The following is an 18,996-nucleotide window of genomic DNA, read 5'->3' as shown; positions in this document are numbered from 1 at the left end:
GCGCCCCCCGCCCCGTCCCACGTGCGGGACACCGGGCGTCGGCCGGGGGTGCCGGCGGCGCAGCGGGCCGGATCCGGACGGGACGACCCGGCTTCCGGCATGTCCCGGGGGTGTTCGCGGATATCGTTGTCGCCATCCGCTCGGCTGCGGACGGTACGGCGATCGGGGTTCGATGTTCGAGGTACGTCTGCTCGGGCCGGTGGAGGTGTGGGAGGGGAACCGGCGGGCACCGCTCGGCGGTTCGCGGCCCCTCGCCGTCCTCGGCGCCCTGGTCGTGCATCTCGGCGAGGTGGTGTCCACCGAGCGGCTCGTGGACCTCGTCTGGGACGAGCGGGCGCCGGCCACCGCGGGGGCGCTGGTCGCCACGCACGTCTCGGCGGCACGGCGCGCGCTGAACCGGATCGGCGTGGCCGACGTCATCCGCACCCGGCCCCGCGGCTACGTCGTCGACCTCGATCCGGGCCGGGTCGACGCCCGCCGCTTCGAGCGACTCCTCGCCGCCGCACGCCTGGAGGCCGCCGACGGCCGCCCGGCCGACGCCGTGGACGTCCTGGCCGAGGCGCTCGGGCTGTGGCGCGGCCAGGAGGCCCTGGAGGGGCTCGGGCAGTCGTTCGCGCGGATCGAGTCGGCCCGGCTCGCGGAACTGCGCCTCGTGGCCCACGAGGAGTCGTTCGCGCTACGGCTGGAGCTGGGCCGTGCGGACGAGACGATCGCCCCGCTGCTCGCCCACGTCGCCGCGCACCCGCTGCGGGAGCGAGCCCGCGGCCAGTTGATGACCGCGCTCTTCCGCACGGGCCGCCTGTCCGACGCCCTGCGCACCTACCAGGAGGGCCGCACACTCCTGCGCGACGAGCTCGGCATCGACCCCGGCCCCGAACTACGCGCCCTGCACCAGGCATTGCTCACGAACGACACGGACCTGCTGGGACCCCCGCCCAGCCGGCCTCCCGCGGCCCGGCAGGGCGGCGACGCCCCGGCCCCCGCACCGGGCGAAGCCGCGCCCGCCCGCCCGGGGACGGCGACGGAGACGGAGACAGAGCGTGCAAGGGCCGGCCAAGCCGGCCCGGATGCGGCGGCGGAGCGGGGATCGACCAGGCACACCACCCCGGCCCCAGGACCGGGAGAAGGCGAGCACCACGGCCCGGGCGCGGCGGGCCGGCCGGAAGAGCGCGGCCACCACGGCGCGGGTGCCGATGGCGGACAGGCGCCGGACCGGCGTTCCGCACAGGTGCCGGACCGGCGGTCCGGGCAGGCACCGGGCCGGGTTCCCGGACAGCTGCCGGATCGGCGCTTCGGGCAGGGGCAGGACCGGTATTCGGGGCAGGGCGGGGCCAGGGCCGCGGAGCCGGGGTCCGGCGTCCCGTTCGCCGGGGCTGAAAACGTACCGGCCGGGAACCCCACGGACGGCGGGGCCCGTGAGGGACGTCGGGGTGGCCCGGTCGGGGCACCGGTCGCCGGTGTCGTACCCGGGCCGCGCACGGAGCCCGTGCCCTCTCATCTGCCGCCCGACATCGCCGACTTCGTGGGGCGGGCCGAGCAGGCCGCATGGGCGGTCGGGGTGTTGCGGGGGGCGGGCGGCGCCGGGCGGACCGCGCCGCCGATCGGGGTGATCTCCGGGCGGTCCGGCACCGGCAAGACCGCGCTCGCCGTGCACGTCGGCCACCGCACCGCCGAACTCTTCCCGGACGGGCGCCTGTTCATCGACCTGCGGGCCGCCGACGCCACCCCGCTGCAGCCCGCCGACGCACTCGCCCGGCTGCTGCGGGCGATGGGCGCCGGGCCCCGGACGCTGCCCGCCGGCCTGGAGGAGCTGACCGGGCTGTACCGCACCCACATCGGGCACCGTCGGGTGCTGCTCATCCTGGACAACGCGGCCGGGGAGGCGCACGTACGACCGCTGCTGCCGCCCGGCCCCGGCTCGGCCGTACTCGTCACCAGCAGGCGCCGGCTGGTGGCGCTGGAAGGCGCCGCGCACCTGGACCTCGCCGTGCCCGACGAGCGGGACGCGCTGGAACTGCTGAGGCGGGTGGCCGGAAACGAGCGGACGGGCGCCGAGCCGGACCAGGCCGCCGAGATCGTCGCCCTGTGCGGCCGGCTGCCCCTCGCGGTGCGCATCGCGGGCGCCCGGCTCGCCGCCCGCCCGCACTGGCCGCCGGCCCGGCTCGCCGGCCGGCTGCGCGACGAGCGGCGCCGCCTCAACGAACTCAGCGCCGGCGACCTGGAACTGCGCTCCAGCCTGGAACTCGGCTACAAGGACCTCGCCCCGCCCGAGCGGCGGGCACTGCGCCGGCTGGCCCTGCTGGACCTGCCCGACTTCGCCGCCTGGGTCGCCGCCCCGCTGCTCGACATCGGCACCGACGACGCCGAGGAGGCCGTCGAACGGCTGGTGGACTGCCACTTCATCGACGTCCTCGGCGTCGACGGGACCGGCCGGACCCGCTACCGCATCCACGACCTGGCCCGCGAACACGCCCGGGAACGCTGCCTGTCCGAGGAGAGCGCCGAGGAACGGGCGGCGGCCGTGCTGCGGCTGGTGGCCTGCTGGCTGGACCTCGCGAGGAAGGCCGCCGCCCGCGGTCCGGGCGGTGCGGCCCGGCACTTCCCGGAGCCGGTCGCCGTACGCGCCCTCGACCCGGAGACCGAGGAGTCGCTGCTGGCGCGGCCGGCGGCCTGGTTCGCCACCGAGCAGGCCGGTCTGCTCGCGGCCGCCGTCCACTGCGCCGACCACCAGCACGTGCGCGCCGCCCGTGATCTCGCCGGGGCGCTGATGGCCGGCTCGGCCGCCCTCTACAACCGGTTCGACGCCTGGTCCCGCTCCCACAGCGCGGCCATGGCGGCGGTCCGCCGCGGCGGCGACACCCAGGGCGAGGCCTGGCTCCTCAGCGGCCTCGGCCAGCTCCGCTACGAGCAGGACGACTTCGACGCCTCGTACACCTATTTCGCCGATGCGCTCCGCCTGTTCGAGGAGCAACCCGGCACACCGGCCGGCGCGGCCCGCGCCCTCGCCGGCATGGGCACCGCCCGGCGGGAGCAGGCGCGGTACGACGAGGCGTCGGCGCTCCTGCGGGCCTCGCTGGACCACTACGGCCCCGCCGGCGGCGTCGACGACAGCGGCGCCCGGGCGCGGGTGCTGTACGGCCTGGGGTACGTGCACCGCGAGCAGGGCGGTACGGACGCCGCCCGGCAGGCACTCACCGAGGCCCTGGAGCTGTACCGTGCGGCGGCCGACCGGCACGGCGAGGGCCTCACCCTGCGCTCGCTGGCCCTGTGCCACCGCGCGGAGGACGAACACGCCGAGGCCGAGCGGGTGTTGGGGCAGGCGCTGGAGATCTTCGGCGAGCTTCAGGACACCTTCGGGACGATGTACACCGAACAGTCGCTGGCCAAGGTGGAGCTGCGCACGGGTCGCACCGGCCGGGCCCGCGAACGGCTCGGCCGCTGTCTTGCGGTGACCCGGGAGCGGCGGGACCGGTTCGGCGAGGCACTGGTGCTGCGCACCCTCGGCCAGGCGCACCTCGCGGAGGCCGACCCGGCCGGGGCCCGCGAGCCCCTGGAGCGGGCACTGGCGCTCTGGGAGGAGCTGCGGCTTCCCCTGTGGCGGGCGCGGACCCTGTGGGACCTGGCTCAGGTGCGGGCGGCATCCGGCGAGGAAGAGGCGGCGCGCGGGGACCGGGCGGAGGCCCTGGCGGTGTTCCGCGCCCTGGGCTGCAGGGAGGCCCTGGAGCGCGGCTGACCCGCGTGCGGAGGACCGCTTGCACAGAACCGCGTGCACAGAACCGCTTGCAGAGAACCTGCAGAGGCTTTGCAGGGGCCGGCGCCACTCTGGTCCTGTGACGGACATCATCACGCTCTCCGACCCGCGGGTCGCCCAGGTCACCGAGCAGGAGTGCGGTGAACCCCTGGTCGACCTGCGCACGACGACACCCGAACTGCGCCTGGATCCACGCCAGGCCGACGACACCGGCGCCTACGCCCATCTCAGGTCCGGCGCACTGCGCCGCCTGGTGCACGCCCAGCGGCTGCTGCCGGCCGGGGTGCGCTTCCTGGTGGTGGAGGGGTACCGGCCGCCGGACCTCCAGCGGCGCTACTTCGACAGCTACGCGGCGGCCCTGCGCGCGACCCGCCCGGACGCCGGCCCCGGCCTGATCCGCGAACTCGCGAGCGCCTACATCTCCCCGCCGGAGGTGGCCCCGCACGTCAGCGGCGGGGCGGTGGACCTGACGCTGTGCGCCGAGGACGGCACGGAGCTGCCGCTGGGCACCGAGGTCAACGCGACCCCGGAGGAGAGCGCGGGCGCCTGCCGCACCGCGGCCCCGGGCCTCGATGCCGAGGCCCGCGCCAACCGTGCCCTGATGGACCGGGCCCTGACCGCGGCCGGGTTCGTCAACTACCCGACGGAGTGGTGGCACTGGTCGTACGGCGACCGGTACTGGGCCCTGCTCAGCGACGCCCCGGCCGCCCGCTACGGCCCGGCCGCCCCACCCGCGCGGACCGCCTGACCACACCGGCGAGAGCGGCAAGAGCACCAGGACAACGACCCGGGGGAATTTCCATGAAACCGAGCGGTGGCGCCTGCCCAGGCCCCGCTACCCGTACCGTCGACCACGTCGGACCGGACCAGTTCGACGCGGCCTTCACCGCCGACATGCCGCGACTGCGCAGCCGCCTGCTCGCGCTGACCGGCGATCCGCACGACGCCGACGACCTGTTGCAGGAGACGTACCTGCGGCTCTCCCGGCGGGCCCGCGGCCAGGGGCTGACCCGGCAGCGGCACCCGTACGCCTACACCTGCGCCGTCGCCCTCAATCTGCTGCGCGACTCCTGGCTGCACCCCTCCCGGCGGGAGCGGGCCACGGACCGGCTGCCGGAGGCGGGCTGGGACGGCGGGCTCGGCTCGTACGAGGCCGGCGCCACGACCCTCGCGCTGCTGAGGCTGCTCTCCCCCAAGGAGGCGGCCGCCGTGATCCTCGTGGACCTGGAGGGGCTGAGCCACGACTCGGCCGGTGAGCGCCTCGGCGCGCACCGCGGCACGGTGCAGCGCAACAGGATGCGCGCGCTGGCCAAGATGCGGGCCGCGCTCCTGTCGTAGATTCCGGTGCCGCGCCCCTACGGGGGTGGGGCGCGGCACCGGTGACGGCATCGCGGCCGCGCGGTCCGGTGTCGTGCGCAGACCCCCCACCGCCCCGGTCCGCGCCGTGAGGTGACGGGCCGTCGACGACGAAGGATGTCTCCCGTGCAGATCAGTACGACCCGCCGCCCCGCCGGCCGGGTACTCGCGACGACGCTGGCGGCCGCCCTGGCCGCCTTCCTGCCCACGGCCGCGCACGCGGTCACGGCGCCGCACGTCGGCGCCGCCGTCCAGGACGCGGCCTGCGGGGCGCTCGCCCCGGGCGCCTCGGCGACCGCGAAGGCCGCGGTGGACGCGGCCTGTTCGCAGATCGGCGTCTGGTACAGCTGGGGCGGCGGCCACGGCGCCACGCCCGGCGCGACCTACGGCTACTACGACGGCTCCGACCCGGACAGCCTCCACGACAACGAGCGCAAGGGCTTCGACTGCTCGGGCCTGATGCGCTACGCGTACTACCGGGCCACCGGCAAGGACCTGCTGAACGGCACGGCCGACGACCAGTTCCACAGCTCCCACGCCACGGCCCGCTTCTCGGCCGGCCAGGGCACCGGTCCGCTGGTGCCCGGCGACCTCATGTTCTGGGGCAGCGGCCACATCCACCACGTCGCCATGTACCTGGGCGCGGGCAAAATGGTGGAGGCGTACGAGTCCGGCACGCACATCCGGGTCACCGGGGTGCGCACGGGCGGGGACTACGCGGGCGCGATCCGGGTGAACCCGCAGGGCAGTCCCACTCCCCCGCCGGCCGATGGCGGTACGGTCTTCGAGACCTGGGGGACGAGCGTGCGCACGCACTCCTCGCCGAGTGTGCACGCGTCCGTGCGGGACACCTTCTCCGGTCCCACGCAGGTCTCCGTGCAGTGCCAGGAGCACGCCGAGACGGTGACCGCGGAGGGTTACACCAACGACATCTGGGCCAAGCTGGCCGACGGCTCCTGGCTGACCAACATCTACATCAAGGGCCCGGCGCAGTTGCCCGGCGTGCCGGACTGCGGCGGCAGCAGCGCGCCGCCGCCGAGCGGGGGCAGCAAGGCGTTCCAGACGTGGGGCACGGGGGTGCGCACGCACAGCCAGCCGAACGTCAACGCCTCGGTGGTGAACTACTTCGCCCAGCCGACCACGGTCAACGTGGTCTGCCAGGCGCACGCCCAGGAGGTGACGGCCGACGGCTACACCAACGACGCCTGGGCGAAGCTGACCAACGGCTCGTGGCTGACCAACATCTACATCAAGGGCGGCGCCTGGCTGGCGGGCGTGCCCTCCTGCTGACGTGCCACGACCCGGGGCCCGCGCCGCGTCCGGCGGGGCCCCGGGAAGGGACGGTGCAGGTGGGGTCAGGAGCCGAGGTACGCCTCGACCTCACTGAACTGTCCGGCCGGCCAGCCCGAGTTGGCGCTGACGGTGAGCCGGAGGTGGCGCAGGTTGGCGCTGTCGGGCAGGGTCACCGTCGCGGTGTTGCCGGTGGCCGGGTCGAAGCGGTAGTCGTGGGAGGCGACCACCGTCGAGTACGCCGAGCCGTCGGTGCTGCCGAGGACGGTGATGGTCTGCGTGCGGGCGCCCCAGGCCGGGGACGGGGGCAGCTTCAGCACGAGCCGGCGGACCTCGTACGACGAGCCGAGGTCGACCGTCCAGGACTGCGGGAAGGCGTGGTTCGTCGACTCCCAGTAGCTGTTCGCGTCGCCGTCGACCGCCTTGCCCGGGGTGTATACGTCCTGGGTGCCGGTCGCGGTGGCGGGGCGGCCCTTGGCGAGGTTGCGGCCGGGGTCGGGTTCGGGGTTGCCCTGGCCGGGCTGCGGCCACGTGGTGCAGTCCGCCCAGGTGCTCGACCAGCCGGAGTTGCCGCCGCCGTCGGTGACGGTGAAGGCCCCGGAGTTCGCCGGGTAGGGGCAGTTGTAGATGCCCGCGGAGCCGGTCTGGGTGGCGGTGACGTCCTTGAAGATGGCGGCGCCCTGTGCCTCGGCCTGTACGACGACCGTTCCGGTGTTCTTCACCGTGGCGCCGGTGACATGGACGTTCCTGACGGGGTAGCCGCGTCCGCCGCCGGAGACGAACTCGAAGGCGCTGTACGGGCTGTCGGTGATCGTGGTGTCGGTGATGTTCACGGTGGCGTCGATGGCGCTGTCGTAGGAGTCGACGCGCAGGGCGCCCATCGGGTGGTTCCAGTTGGGGTTCATGGCGCCGGTGCGCACGAGGGTGTTGCCGTCGACGGTGATGGTGCCGGCGAGCGGGTGGAAGGGATCGAGGAACTTCTGGTTGGAGATCGCGATGCCGCTGCCGAGGGCGTTGGTGTCGGAGACCAGGTTGTTCTTGACGGTGATGTCGGTGCCGCCGTAGATGGCGATGCCGTTGGCCAGGTTGGGCTGCGTGACGGTGTTGTTCTCGAAGCTGGAGTCGGTGTCGGGGGCGTACAGCGACCACATGGCGAGGGCGTCGTCGCCCTGGTTGCGCAGGAAGTTGTTCCGGACGCGGACGCCCTTGGCGGTGCCGTTGAGGTTGATGCCGTCGGCGGTGGTGTCGAGGAAACGGCTGTTCTCCACGACGAGGTTGTCGTTGTCGCCCATCAGCCACATGCCGCACTTCATGTGCTGGATCCACATGCCGGAGACGGAGGAGTCCGGGCCGAGGGAGCCGTTGACGAAGTTGTCGGGGTTGGAGTCGACGCGTTCGGTGACCTCGCCCATGACGGCGAAGTCCTGGAGGTGGACGTGGCCGGAGGAGCCGGCCTGGTCGATGAACCGGGAGGTGTGTACGACCGAGTGCCAGCTGCCGGCGCCCTGGAGGGTGACGTTCTGCACGCCGTTCAGGGAGGCGGTGATGCGGTAGTCGCCGGGCGGGATCCAGACGGTGCCGCCCTGGGCCGCCGAGATGGCGTCCCGGAAGGCCTGGGTGGAGTCGCCGTTGCCGCTGGGGTCGGCGCCCTTGGAGACGACGGAGACCGAGCCGGCGGGCTGGGTGGCGGCCGGGGCGACCTGTTCGAAGTCGGCCACGTCCACTGTGACCTGGGTGCCGGTGGCCACGAACGTGACCGTGTCACCGGCCTGGACGTCCCGGCCGAGGAGCAGCCGGGAGTCGTCGAAGAAGTGGTGCGTCTTGGCGCCCGGGATCCAGCTGGTGTCGATGTAGGAGTACTTGGAGGTGACCGGGAGGGTCCGGGCGAGCTTCGTGCCGTTGACGTACACGTCCAGCGAACCGGACTGGCCGTCGGGGACGCTGTAGGAGAGGTTCACCGCATTGGCGGCGCGCGGCACGGTGAACTCCACGCGCTGCCCGGCGGACAGCCGTACGGCCTGCCGGCCGGAGGCCTCCGAGGCGAGGGTGCCCTGCGTGTAGTCGGGGCCGATCTTCGTGCCGGTGGTGGCCGCCGACTCGGCCTCGACTGAGGTGAACGGGAGGGTGGCCCCCGCGGCGGCGTGCGCCGCGGGGGCCAGGGCGACGAGCGTGCCGGCGGCCAGGGCGACGACCGCCCCGATTGCTGGCATGCGCCTGACATGTCTGGCGGTGGTGCTGTGCATGTGCCGATCCCTTCGTAGTGGGGGTGCGCGTGGGACGGGTGGGACAGCGGGGTGCGCAGGCGGCTCAGGCGGCGAGCCAGGCCGCCGTGTCCTGCGGCAGCCGGCCCGCGTCGTCGAGCGGGCCGCTGGTGAGCAGGAGCCGGGAGTGCGGAGGCAGGTCGGCCGGCGCGGCGGCGAGGTTGACCACGCACAGCGCGCCCTCCGCTCGGGAGAAGGCGAGGACGCCGTCGGCAGCCGGGAGCCAGGTCAGGGGGGCCTCGCCGAAGACGGTGCGGGCGGCGATCGCCCGACGGTAGAGGGTGAGCATGGAGTCGGCGTCGTCCTGCTGACGGTCGACCGCATACGATGTCCAGCCGGCGGGCTGCGGCAGCCACGGCTCCGCGCGGGACCCGAATCCCGCGTACGGCAGACCGGCGGCCCAGGGCAGCGGCACCCGGCAGCCGTCCCGGCCCGGGTCTGCGCCCGCCGAGCGGAAGTACATCGGATCCTGTATGCGGTCCACCGGGATGGGCGCCTCCGGCAACCCCAGCTCCTCCCCCTGGTACAGGTAGACCGCGCCGGGCAGCGCCAGCGACAGCAGGGCCGCCGCCCGCGCCCGGCGGGTGCCGAGCGCCAGGTCCGTCGGGGTGCCGAAGGCCTTGGTGGTGAAGTCGAAGGCGGTGTCCTCGCGGCCGTAGCGCGTGACCGTGCGTGTCACGTCGTGGTTGCACAGCACCCAGGTGGCCGAGGCGCCCACCGGGGCGTGTTCGGCGAGGGTCGTGTCGACGGCCCTGCGCAGCCGTGCCGCGTCCCAGGGGCAGGACAGGAAGGAGAAGTTGAAGGCCGTGTGCAGTTCGTCGGGGCGCAGGTAGCGGGCGAAGCGCTCGGGGTCGGGCAGCCAGACCTCGCCGACGAAGACCCCGTCGTAGTCGTCGGCCACGCGCCGCCAGGAGCGGTAGACGTCGTGCAGTTCGTCGCGGTCGACGAACGGGTGCGGGCGTGGATCCGGCCGGCCGGTTAGGTCGGGGAGGGCCGGGTCCTTGGCGAGCAGGGCCGCCGAGTCGATGCGCACGCCCGCGACACCCCGCTCGAACCAGAACCGCAGGATGTCCTCGTGCTCCTGCCGCACGGCCGGGTGGGCCCAGTTGAGGTCCGGCTGTTCGGGGGTGAACAGGTGCAGGTACCAGTCGCCGTCGGGCAGCCGCGTCCACACCGGTTCGGTCGAGCCGGCGAACTGCGACGGCCAGTCGTTGGGCGGAAGTTCGCCGTTCTCCCCGCGTCCGGGCCGGAAGTGGAACAGTTCCCGCTCCGGGCTGCCGGGGCCGGCGGCGAGGGCCGCCCGGAACCAGGGGTGCTGGTCGGAGACGTGGTTGGGCACGATGTCGACGATGGTGCGGATGCCCAGTTCCTGGGCCTCGGCGATGAGCTTCTCCGCCTCGGCGAGGGTGCCGAACGCCGGGTCGATGGCACGGTAGTCGGCGACGTCGTAGCCGCCGTCCTTCAGCGGCGACAGGTACCAGGGGGTGAACCACAGGGCGTCCACACCGAGTTCGGCGAGGTACGGCAGCCGGGCGCGGACCCCGGCGAGGTCTCCGGTGCCGTCGCCGTCGCCGTCCGCGAAGCTGCGGACGTACACCTGGTAGATGACGGCGGACCGCCACCAGTCACGGTCTTTTCGGGCAGGGGTGGGCTGTCCCACTGAGCTTGACCTTTCTGACGAGACGGGCGGCGGCGTCAGCCCTTGGTGCTGCCCGCGCTGATCCCGGCGATGATGTGGCGCTGGAAGACGAGGAACAGGGCCACCATCGGGATGCTGGCGATCACCATCGCGGCGATGAGCACGGTGAGCTGGATGTTCTGCGACAGCTGGACGAGGGCCACGCTGATCGGCTGCTTGCCCGTGTCGGAGAAGACCATCAGCGGCCACAGGAAGTCCTGCCACACGGCGACCAGGGCGAAGATCGACACCACGCCGAGGACGGGCCGGGACATCGGCAGGACCACCGACCACAGCACCCGGAGCTTCCCCGCGCCGTCGATCTCGGCGGCCTCCAGGACGTCGCGGGGCAGTTGGTCGAAGAACCGCTTGAGCAGGTAGAGGTTGAAGGCGTTGGCGACGGCCGGCAGCCAGATGCCGAGGGGGTCGTTGAGCAGACTGGTGTGGATCAGCGGCAGGTCGGCGACCGTCAGGTACTTGGGCACGACGAGAGCCTGCGCCGGCACCATCAGGGTGGCGAGGATGCCGCCGAGGACCACGGACCCGAAGGCGGGCTTCAGCTTGGACAGGGCGTAGGCGGCGGCCGTGCAGAACACGAGCTGGAACGCCCAGGCGCCGGCCGCCTGCACCACCGTGTTCCACAGGTGCTCGGGGAGCTGCATCAGGTCCCAGGCGTCGGTGTAGCCGGTGAGGTGCCAGTGCCGCGGGACGAGGGTGGGCGGGGTCCGGGCGACCTCGTCCGGGGACTTCATCGCGCCGGTCACCATCCAGTACACGGGGAAGAGGAAGGCGAGTGCGAAGAGCAGGACGACGGCGGTGAACACGGTCCAGTAGACGGCCTTGCCGCGCGGGCGGGCCAGGGTGGCCGGCGAGATGAGGGTGCGGGTGCTCATGCGTCCCCCTCGGTGCGGGTGAGCCGCAGGTAGCCGGCGGAGAAGACGCCGAGCAGCACGAGCAGCATGACGCTGAGCGCGCAGGCGCCGCCGAAGTCGTTGTAGAGGAAGGCGTACTTGTAGATGAGGTAGAGGATCGTGACGGTGGCGTTCTCGGGCCCGCCGCCGGTGATGACGAACGGTTCGGTGAACACCTGCATGGTGGCGATGATCTGAAGGAGCATCAGCATCAGGATCACGAACCGGGTCTGCGGGACCGTGACGTGCCGGACGCGCTGGAGCAGGTTCGCGCCGTCCAGTTCGGCGGCCTCGTACAGCTCGCCGGGGATGGACTGCAGGGCGGCCAGGTAGATCAGGACGGTGCCGCCCATGTTGGCCCAGGTGGCGACGATCACCAGGGAGATCAGCGCCGTGTCGGTGCCGTTGGACCAGTTCGAGGTGGGCAGGTGCAGGAAGCGCAGCGTCTCGTTGGCGAGGCCGGCGCCGGGGTCGTAGAACCACTTCCACAGCAGGGCGCTGACCACGGGCGGGATCATGACGGGCAGATAGACCACGACCCGGAAGAACGCCTTGGCGTGGCGCAGTTCGTTGAGGACGAGGGCGAGGACGAAGGGCACGGCGAAGCCGAGGAGCAGCGCGAGGAGGGTGAAGGTGAGGGTGTTGCGCCAGGCCGCGGAGAACTCGGGGTCGTGCCAGACGCGGGTGAAGTTGGCGGTGCCGACCCACTGGGGGTCCGCGCCCGGGGTGTACTTCTGGAAGGCGATGACGACCGCGCGGATCGCGGGGTACCAGGAGAACAGGGCGAAGCAGATCAGGCCGCCGAGGAGGAAGCCGTAGGCACGCAGCTGGTCGAGGAGGCGGCGCCGCCCCCGGCCCCCTCGTGGGGGCGGCGCCGCGGCCGGGTGGGCGGCGGCCCGCTGGACGGGCCGCCGCGTGGCCGTCTTGGTCATGGTGGTCAGCTCCGGGCCAGAATGCTGTCGATCTTGCCGGAGGCGTCCTTGAGCAGCTGGTCGATGTCGGCGTCCTTCTTGGTGAGGACGGCGGAGACGGTGCCGTCGAGGACGGAGTAGATCTGCTGGGCGTTGGGCGGCTCGATCTTCATCCGGAGCTGCTGGTTGCCGTCGAGGAAGGCCTGATAGTTCTCCACGGGGACGTTGGCGTTGGCCTTCTTGGCCTGCTGGTCCTTGGCGTCGGCGGCGCCGGTGAACAGGCGGGGTTCGGGCAGGCCGACGGGTGCGTCGTTCTTCTTGGCGCGGGCGTAGTCGCCGAGGAAGCCCTTGCCGGGGGTGAGGAACATGTGGTCCAGCCACTTCAGGCCGGCCCGGATCTGGGCGGGGGTGTCGTGCTTGTTGAACATGTAGCCGTCGCCGCCGATGAGGGTGCCCTTGCCGCCGGGCATCGGGGCGAGGGCGAGGTCCTTGTAGTTGCCGCCCTTCTCCTTGACGAGGATGGGGATGTTGTCGGGGGCGGAGAGGTACATGCCGAGCTTGCCGGACCCCATCATCTGCTGCACGTCGTTGATGACGAGGAGCTGCTTGCTGCCCATGGAGTCGTCAATCCAGCGCATGTCGTGCAGGTTCTGCAGGACGGCGTGGCCCTCGGGGGTGTCGATGGTGGCCTTCTCGCCGTCGGCGCCGACGACGTCCCCGCCCTGCGAGTACAGCTCGGCGGTGAAGTGCCAGCCGCCCTGGTTCTGGGCGCTGTAGTCGGCGTATCCGACGGTGCCGTCACCGAGCGCGGCGATCCGCTTGGCGTCGGCGCGGACCTCCTCCCAGGTGGCGGGGGGCTTGTCGGGGTCGAGGCCGGCCTTCTTGAACAGCGCGCGGTTGTAGATCAGCCCCATGCTGTATCCGGTACGCGGTATGCCGTAGACCTTTCCGTCCACGGTGTAGATGTCCCGGAGCTGCTTCTGGAGGGTGCCGTAGCTCTTTAGGTCCTTCAGGTACGGGGTGAGGTCGGCGGCCTGGTGGATGTCGACGACGTGCCGGGCGTCGGTGAAGTACGTGTAGAACACGTCCTCCATCTGGCCGCCGGCGAGCTTGGCGTCGAAGGTCTTCGGGTCCTGGCAGGGGAAGGCGTCGTGGGCGACGACGTCGATGTCCGGATGCTGCTTCTCGAAGGAGGCGACGTCCTGCTCGAAGAATCTCCGGTCGGTCTTGGCGCTCTTGGGTGGCTCGCAGTTCACGGTGATGCGGGTCTTGCCGCCCGCCGCACTGTCGTCGTCCGAGCCGCAGGCGGACGCGGCGAGGACGAGGCTGGAACAGACGCCGATCGCGGCGACGGTACGACGGAACCCGGTGCTTGTCATCGGTGGACCCCTCAAGGCAGGAGCGGTGGGCGACGCACACTCAAGCACCCACGACACCACTCCGCAAGATATCGCGCAGAATCTGTAATTATTTGACAGACGATTGGATCTGCTGGATCTCAGCCGCGCGGGGCTTGCGCGGTGGATCCGCGCACCACCAGTTCGGGCTCGAACAGCAGCTCCTCGGCGGGTACGGCGGTGCCGCCGATCCGGGCGTTCAGCAGCTCCACGGCCGCGCGCCCCATGGCCTCGATGGGCTGGCGGACGGTGGTGAGCGGCGGCTCGGTGCAGTTCATGAACGCCGAGTCGTCGTAGCCGACCACGGAGACGCGCCCGGGGACGTCGTGGCCGCCCCGGCGGGCGGCCCGGACGGCGCCGAGGGCGAGGGGGTCGCTGGCGCAGATGAGGCCGGTGACGCCGCGGTCGATGAGCCGGGCGGCGGCCGCGTGGCCGCCCTCCAGGGAGAAGATGGCGCGGGCGACGAACTCCTCGGGCAGGCCCGGCGCGATGGCCCGCGCGGCGGCCAGTTTGCGGGCCGAGGGCACGTGGTCCTCGGGGCCGAGGACCAGGCCGATCCGTTCGTGGCCGAGGGAGGCCAGGTGCCGCCAGGCCTGCTCGACGGCGACCGCGTCGTCGCAGGACACGGCCGGGAAGCCGAGGTGTTCGATGGCCGCGTTGACGAGGACGACCGGGATGTTGCGGTCGGCGAGCAGCCGGTAGTGGTCGTGGGGCGCGTCGGCCTGGGCGTACAGGCCGCCGGCGAAGACGACGCCGGAGACCTGCTGCTGGAGCAGCAGCTCGACGTAGTCGGCCTCCGAGACGCCGCCCTTGGTCTGCGTGCACAGCACCGGGGTGAGGCCGAGCTGGGCCAGCGCGCCGCCGATGACCTCGGCGAACGCGGGGAAGATGGGGTTCTGCAGTTCGGGCAGGACCAGGCCGACCAGCCGGGCGCGTTCGCCGCGCAGCTGGGTGGGGCGCTCGTAGCCGAGCACGTCGAGGGCGCTGAGCACTGCCTGCCGGGTGGACTCGGAGACACCCGGCTTGCCGTTGAGCACCCGGCTGACCGTGGCCTCGCTGACCCCGACCTTCTTCGCCACTTCCGCAAGTCGTCGCGTCATGGGCGCAAGAGTAGCGCAAGTTACGCAAGCAGTTTGCGTAAAGGTGCACGGGAATCGGCAGAGCCTGGGGGATGGCGGGCGGCCTTCCCGCGGCGGGCCCGGCCCCGTCGGCGACCTGAACGCCGACGGAGCCGGGTCAGCTCTCCGGTGCCGGAACGACGGCGAGGTGCCCGGCCGCGGCGCGCGGGCGGCGCGGCCGGCGGGGCGCCGCCGCGGGGCGGCGGGGGTCGCGCAGGACCATGGTCAGGCGAGTGCAGCCCAGATCCCGGAGGGTCCGGGGCGTCTCGTCGACGATGCGGCACTCGGTGGCGCCCCGCCGGGGGTCCGGGTGGAACAGCAGACGGACCGCGCCGTCGAGCTCCGTCGCGGCCTCACCTACCGCGCGGATCCAGTGCGGCAGTCCCTGCCGGTAGGCGGCCTCCATGATCGGGTCCTGGCCGACCTCGCGCCGGATCGCCTGGAGTTCGTGATCGTGGCCGTACAGCTCCAGGGCCGCCTTCAGGCGGGCCAGCATCGGCAGGCACCACCCGGGCTCGTGCTCACCGAGGACCGCGGCCGCGTCCGGATGGAACAGGACGAACCGGAGGAAGTTGGCGTCCGGCATGGCCGTCGCGTGCGGGCGCACGCCACGGAAAAGTGTCTCGAACGCGCCGTTCGCCACGACGACGTCCCAGCGGTGGTCCACGACCATGGACGGGAAGGACACGGCCTCCACCAGCGCGGCGCAGTCCTGGAGATACTCCTGGGCCTCGCGGCTCGCGGGGACGGGCCACGGCGCCTGCCGCTGCCCTCCTGCCTGTTGTGCCATCGGGAGGTCACCCCTCTTGCCTCTGCGCCCGTTCACGCGGCGATGCGATCCTGCTGCCCGTCCTGACGCATGTCAACTATCGTGGCATTTCATGCCTGTTGACGGCTGAAATTCGCCACAGTTGTGGCGAGACCTGGATGTGAGTTCGAAGCACCGGATACTCTCCGGGAAGTTCACGGCATCCGTTGGTGAACGTCACGACCTCACCTGGGACCTTGCCCACACGAGACGTAGGAGTTCTGTCGGTGACGGATGGCTACGAGGATCCGGGCGCCGCGGCGACCGCTCAGCTGCCGGCCGTCGTCGCCCGCGTCACCGCGCTCGCCGACCGGCTCGGCGTGCCGCACGCCGAGGTCTTCGACGTGGGGCGGCTCAGCGTCGCCTGCGGCGTGCCGGAGCCCGTGGTACGGGCGCTGCTCGCCGGCCGGCCAGCGGGCGAGCCGGACGTGCAGGCGCGCTTCCTGCAGCGGCTGGACCTGCTGCGCCGCACCCGGCTGAAGCCGGGCGGCCGCAAGTACACGCAGCAGGAGATCGCCGACGGTGCGGGCATGTCCCGGCAGCAGGCGGGCGCCCTCATCAACGGCGACCGGCGGCCCACGATGGAGCACTGCGACGCGCTGCAGCGGTTCTTCCGGGTGCACGCCGGCTTCCTGACGGCGGAGGACCCCGAGGCGCTGGCGGGCGCGCTGCAGCGCACCGAGCAGGACCTGCTGCACAAGCTCGCCGACCGGGAGCGGGCGGCGGAGCAGGCCGCCCAGGATCCGCTGGAGCGGCTGCTGCAGGACCACGGGGTGCGCGGGATCGCCTGGCGGGCCGCCCAGCTGCCCACCGACCAGCACCGGGACAAGGTCGCGGAATGGCTCGACATGCTCCTGGAGAGCGTCAAGCGGCCCGAGTCGTGAACCGGGGGAGGACAGTGGGCATCGGCAGGGACATGCGCCGGCTGTGCGCGGAGCTCGTCGGGGGACTGACCCTCCCCGCGCCCGCTCCGCCGCACGAGCTGTACCGGGCGCTGTGCGAGGCGATGAGCCGCCGGCGCGGCCGCCCGGTCGTCTTCCGTACGGCCGTCTTCCCGCCCGGCACGGCCAGCGGGCTGTGGCTGGACATGGCCGACCGCGACCTGGTGGTCGTCGAGGAACGCACCGCCCCCGACCACCAGTTGGTGATCCTGGGCCACGAGCTGTGGCACATGCAGGCCGACCACTGCGGTCACCCGGTCGAGGGCGCCGGCGTGGCCACCCGGCTGCTCACCGACGACACCGACCGGGCCGCCCTCCAGGCCACGGTCCACCGGGTCGCCGCACGCACCCGCTTCGACCAGGCCGAGGAGCGGGACGCCGAGACGTTCGGGCTGCTCCTCGCCAGCAAGTGCCGTACGTGGCTGGCCGGTTCGGCCCTGCGCGGTCCAGGGCGGCGCGACGGTGTCGCGGGCCGGATCGAGCTGTCCCTGGGCTATCCGGGACCGCAGGGCTGAGCGGCGGCAGCCCGGGGGTCCGTCGGAGCGTTTCGGATCAGCCGAGCGGGCGAAGCGCCGCGGAGCGGGGCGGCGTTGTCAGTGGTGGGCGGCAAGCTGGACCCGTGCGCCGTACGAGGCGGCGCACGGCGCCGCAGGGGGCGCCAGACGTGACGCCGAATCGGGGAGAGCCGACCGATGACCACCGCCGTACTGACCGACCGTGAGCGCACCGCCGTACAGGCCTATCTGCGGCTGCTCCACACCGTGCGCGCCGCCTTCGACGGCCCGCCGGGCGGCACCGGCCCCGCGGTGGTGCCGCCCGCCGTGCTCGCCGAGGCCGAACAGGCCCTGGCCCGGGCGGGCCTGACGGGCAACGAGGAGGAGTTCTTCCGGCTCCTCGGCGACTGGTGCCCACCGGTGTGACGCCGACGGGCCCGGCGGGCCGGTGGCTGGGGCAGGTGACAGCGGGTGTGGGCCCGGAGCGGATCAGGGGTGCGGGACGACGACGGCGGTGGTGAGCACGCCCTCGCGTACCGCCCAGCGGCCGTCGAAGGCCTGCCGGCGGACGCCGCCCAGCACGGGGCCGGGCACGAGGAGTTCGGCGCGCAGTGTGCCGTGCGGTGCGGCCCCGGGGTCCGGGCGCAGGTCGATGTCGGCCTCGGAGAAGTCCAGCCAGTTGCCGGTGAGGGGGAACCACGCCTTGTAGACGGACTCCTTGGCGCTGAACAGGAGGCGGTCCCAGTGCACCTCGGGCGCGCGGCGGGCGAGCAGGCGCAGCCGTTCGGTCTCGGTGGGCAGGAAGACGTAGGAGACGACCTCCTGCGGGAGGGGCTCGTGCGGCTCGGCGTCGATGCCGAGGGAGGCCAGGTCGCCGGCGCGGGCCAGGGCGGCGGCACCGTAGCCGTCGCTGTGGGTCATGCTGCCGATCAGGCCGTCCGGCCAGCGCGGCGCGCCGCTCGCGCCGGTGACGACGGGCTGCGCGGGCACGCCGAGCTTCTCCATGGCCTGCCGGGCGCAGCCGCGTACGGCGGCGTACTCGCGGCGGCGCTTGGCCACCGCGCGCACCATGACCGCCTCCTCCTCCGGGTGCAGCGGGGCGTCCCACAGCGGGCTGTCAGCGTGTGCCTCCACGGCCACGACCGCCTGCGGGAGCAGCTCCTCGATCACCGGGTTCGACCTCCATCGGCAGGATGCGGCGAGGCTGTCCCGGGGTTTCCGGGCGCCCTCGCCATTCGCGGGGGTATCCCACGGAGACCTCTTCGAAGCGCACGCCGTCGTGCCAGGTGGTCCGCGGGATGTGCAGATGACCGTAGACCATGGTCCGGACGCGGAACCGGCGGTGCCAGTCGGCGGTCAGGTCCGTGCCGCACCACATGGCGAACTCGGGGTGCCAGAGCACGTCCGTCGGGTGCCTGTGCAGCGGATAGTGGGCCGCGAGGACCGTCGGCAGGTCCTCGGGCAGCTCGGCGAGCCTGCGTCCGGTCTCGGCGACGCGGGCGCGGCACCAGTCCTCCCGGCTCGGGTAGGGGTCGGGGTGCAGCAGGAACTCGTCGTTGCAGACGATGCCGGTGCCGTGCGCGTACGCCAGGCCCTCGTCCTTGGTGACGCAGCCGTCCGGCAGGAACGAGTAGTCGTACAGCAGGAACAGCGGGGCGACGACGGCCGGGCCGCCGGGGCCCCGCCATACGGGGTAGGGGTCCTCGGGCGTGGTGACGCCCAGTTCCCGGCAGAGGGCGACCAGATGCTCGTAGCGGGCGACGCCGCGCAGCGTGACCGGGTCCTTGGGGTGGGTCCACAGGTCGTGGTTGCCGGGCGCCCACAGGACCTTGCGGAAGCGGTCGGCGAGGGTGGCGAGCGTCCAGCGGATGTCGGCGACGGTCTCGGCGATGTCACCGGCCACGATGAGCCAGTCCTCGTCCGTGCCGGGGCGCATCCGCTCGACCAGGGCGCGGTTCTCCGGATAGGAGATGTGCAGGTCGCTGATGGCCAGCAGCTGTCCGGCCCCGGCCGTCGACTCCACCCCGTGCCCCTCCCGGTCACTCCCGATCATGCCGTCCGCACCACGAGAACACATTCG

16 protein-coding genes are annotated in these 18,996 nt (G+C 72.9%); 7 read left to right on the top strand and 9 right to left on the bottom strand.

Annotation, left to right across the window (positions count from 1 at the left end):
- Positions 1–172 precede the first annotated feature (172 nt).
- The 4 genes from ABZ854_RS26080 to ABZ854_RS26065 all read left to right on the top strand — a co-directional run bounded on the left by ABZ854_RS26080 (position 173) and on the right by ABZ854_RS26065 (position 6,397).
- Positions 173–3,733: a BTAD domain-containing putative transcriptional regulator gene (locus ABZ854_RS26080; RefSeq protein WP_361214974.1), complete on the top strand. Its 3,561-nt coding sequence runs from the start codon at positions 173–175 to the stop codon at positions 3,731–3,733.
- 97 nt (positions 3,734–3,830) lie between these two features.
- A complete protein-coding gene (locus tag ABZ854_RS26075) occupies positions 3,831–4,499 on the top strand; it encodes a M15 family metallopeptidase (RefSeq protein WP_361214972.1) in 669 nt (222 codons plus the stop codon).
- A gap of 53 nt (positions 4,500–4,552) precedes the next feature.
- Positions 4,553–5,089: an RNA polymerase sigma factor gene (locus ABZ854_RS26070; RefSeq protein ID WP_361214970.1), complete on the top strand. Its 537-nt coding sequence runs from the start codon at positions 4,553–4,555 to the stop codon at positions 5,087–5,089.
- 144 nt (positions 5,090–5,233) lie between these two features.
- Complete coding sequence (locus ABZ854_RS26065; protein ID WP_361214968.1) at positions 5,234–6,397, top strand: NlpC/P60 family protein; 1,164 nt, start codon at positions 5,234–5,236, stop codon at positions 6,395–6,397.
- Between the two features lie 65 nt (positions 6,398–6,462).
- Here ABZ854_RS26065 and ABZ854_RS26060 read toward each other — a convergent pair whose 3' ends face one another.
- From ABZ854_RS26060 to ABZ854_RS26030, 7 genes are all read right to left on the bottom strand, one after another.
- A complete protein-coding gene (locus tag ABZ854_RS26060; RefSeq protein ID WP_361214966.1) occupies positions 6,463–8,640 on the bottom strand; it encodes a discoidin domain-containing protein in 2,178 nt (725 codons plus the stop codon).
- Positions 8,641–8,704: 64 nt separating this feature from the next.
- Complete coding sequence (locus ABZ854_RS26055; RefSeq protein ID WP_361214964.1) at positions 8,705–10,318, bottom strand: glycoside hydrolase family 13 protein; 1,614 nt, start codon at positions 10,316–10,318, stop codon at positions 8,705–8,707.
- Positions 10,319–10,353: 35 nt separating this feature from the next.
- Positions 10,354–11,229, bottom strand: a complete 876-nt coding sequence (locus tag ABZ854_RS26050) for a carbohydrate ABC transporter permease (protein WP_361214962.1) — start codon at positions 11,227–11,229, stop codon at positions 10,354–10,356.
- On the bottom strand, positions 11,226–12,179 hold the full coding sequence (locus ABZ854_RS26045; protein WP_361214960.1) for a sugar ABC transporter permease: 954 nt from the start codon (positions 12,177–12,179) through the stop codon (positions 11,226–11,228). The genes ABZ854_RS26050 and ABZ854_RS26045 overlap by 4 nt, the downstream gene beginning before the upstream one ends.
- 5 nt (positions 12,180–12,184) lie before the next feature.
- Positions 12,185–13,537, bottom strand: a complete 1,353-nt coding sequence (locus tag ABZ854_RS26040; protein WP_361214958.1) for an extracellular solute-binding protein — start codon at positions 13,535–13,537, stop codon at positions 12,185–12,187.
- Positions 13,538–13,656: 119 nt separating this feature from the next.
- The gene (locus tag ABZ854_RS26035) at positions 13,657–14,655 is read right to left on the bottom strand and encodes a LacI family DNA-binding transcriptional regulator (protein WP_361214956.1); all 999 of its coding nucleotides are present in this window, start codon (positions 14,653–14,655) and stop codon (positions 13,657–13,659) included.
- A gap of 136 nt (positions 14,656–14,791) precedes the next feature.
- Positions 14,792–15,463, bottom strand: a complete 672-nt coding sequence (locus tag ABZ854_RS26030) for a hypothetical protein (RefSeq protein WP_361214955.1) — start codon at positions 15,461–15,463, stop codon at positions 14,792–14,794.
- 245 nt (positions 15,464–15,708) lie between these two features.
- Here ABZ854_RS26030 and ABZ854_RS26025 point away from each other — a divergent pair, with 245 nt between their 5' ends.
- From ABZ854_RS26025 to ABZ854_RS26015, 3 genes are all read left to right on the top strand, one after another.
- Positions 15,709–16,365, top strand: a complete 657-nt coding sequence (locus ABZ854_RS26025; protein ID WP_361214953.1) for a helix-turn-helix transcriptional regulator — start codon at positions 15,709–15,711, stop codon at positions 16,363–16,365.
- 32 nt (positions 16,366–16,397) lie between these two features.
- Positions 16,398–16,937 (top strand): toxin-antitoxin system, toxin component, encoded by a 540-nt coding sequence (locus tag ABZ854_RS26020; RefSeq protein ID WP_129311658.1) that lies wholly within the window; start codon positions 16,398–16,400, stop codon positions 16,935–16,937.
- Positions 16,938–17,114: 177 nt separating this feature from the next.
- Positions 17,115–17,342: a hypothetical protein gene (locus ABZ854_RS26015; RefSeq protein ID WP_361214951.1), complete on the top strand. Its 228-nt coding sequence runs from the start codon at positions 17,115–17,117 to the stop codon at positions 17,340–17,342.
- A gap of 63 nt (positions 17,343–17,405) precedes the next feature.
- Here the strand turns inward: ABZ854_RS26015 and ABZ854_RS26010 are convergent, their stop codons facing one another.
- Positions 17,406–18,086, bottom strand: a complete 681-nt coding sequence (locus ABZ854_RS26010; protein ID WP_361214949.1) for a 4'-phosphopantetheinyl transferase superfamily protein — start codon at positions 18,084–18,086, stop codon at positions 17,406–17,408.
- A complete protein-coding gene (locus ABZ854_RS26005) occupies positions 18,034–18,939 on the bottom strand; it encodes a metallophosphoesterase (RefSeq protein WP_361215081.1) in 906 nt (301 codons plus the stop codon). Before ABZ854_RS26005 ends, ABZ854_RS26010 begins: the two co-directional genes overlap by 53 nt.
- Positions 18,940–18,996 lie beyond the last annotated feature (57 nt).

The sequence above is a fragment of the Streptomyces sp. NPDC047028 genome (assembly GCF_040644095.1).
Classification (GTDB): Bacteria; Actinomycetota; Actinomycetes; order Streptomycetales; family Streptomycetaceae; genus Streptomyces.
The sequence above is the reverse complement of the archived record's forward strand: the minus strand, read 5'-3'. Positions and strand labels throughout refer to the sequence as shown.

What these genes read in the sequence shown, in the direction of transcription:
- ABZ854_RS26080 (WP_361214974.1), top strand. Translation starts at nt 173, where the DNA reads ATGTTCGAGGTACGTCTGCTCGGGCCGGTGGAGGTGTGGGAGGGGAAC.
- ABZ854_RS26070 (WP_361214970.1), top strand. Translation starts at nt 4,553, where the DNA reads ATGAAACCGAGCGGTGGCGCCTGCCCAGGCCCCGCTACCCGTACCGTC.
- ABZ854_RS26060 (WP_361214966.1), bottom strand. Translation starts at nt 8,640, where the DNA reads ATGCACAGCACCACCGCCAGACATGTCAGGCGCATGCCAGCAATCGGG.
- ABZ854_RS26050 (WP_361214962.1), bottom strand. Translation starts at nt 11,229, where the DNA reads ATGAGCACCCGCACCCTCATCTCGCCGGCCACCCTGGCCCGCCCGCGC.
- ABZ854_RS26045 (WP_361214960.1), bottom strand. Translation starts at nt 12,179, where the DNA reads ATGACCAAGACGGCCACGCGGCGGCCCGTCCAGCGGGCCGCCGCCCAC.
- ABZ854_RS26040 (WP_361214958.1), bottom strand. Translation starts at nt 13,537, where the DNA reads ATGACAAGCACCGGGTTCCGTCGTACCGTCGCCGCGATCGGCGTCTGT.
- ABZ854_RS26035 (WP_361214956.1), bottom strand. Translation starts at nt 14,655, where the DNA reads ATGACGCGACGACTTGCGGAAGTGGCGAAGAAGGTCGGGGTCAGCGAG.
- ABZ854_RS26030 (WP_361214955.1), bottom strand. Translation starts at nt 15,463, where the DNA reads ATGGCACAACAGGCAGGAGGGCAGCGGCAGGCGCCGTGGCCCGTCCCC.
- ABZ854_RS26020 (WP_129311658.1), top strand. Translation starts at nt 16,398, where the DNA reads ATGCGCCGGCTGTGCGCGGAGCTCGTCGGGGGACTGACCCTCCCCGCG.
- ABZ854_RS26015 (WP_361214951.1), top strand. Translation starts at nt 17,115, where the DNA reads ATGACCACCGCCGTACTGACCGACCGTGAGCGCACCGCCGTACAGGCC.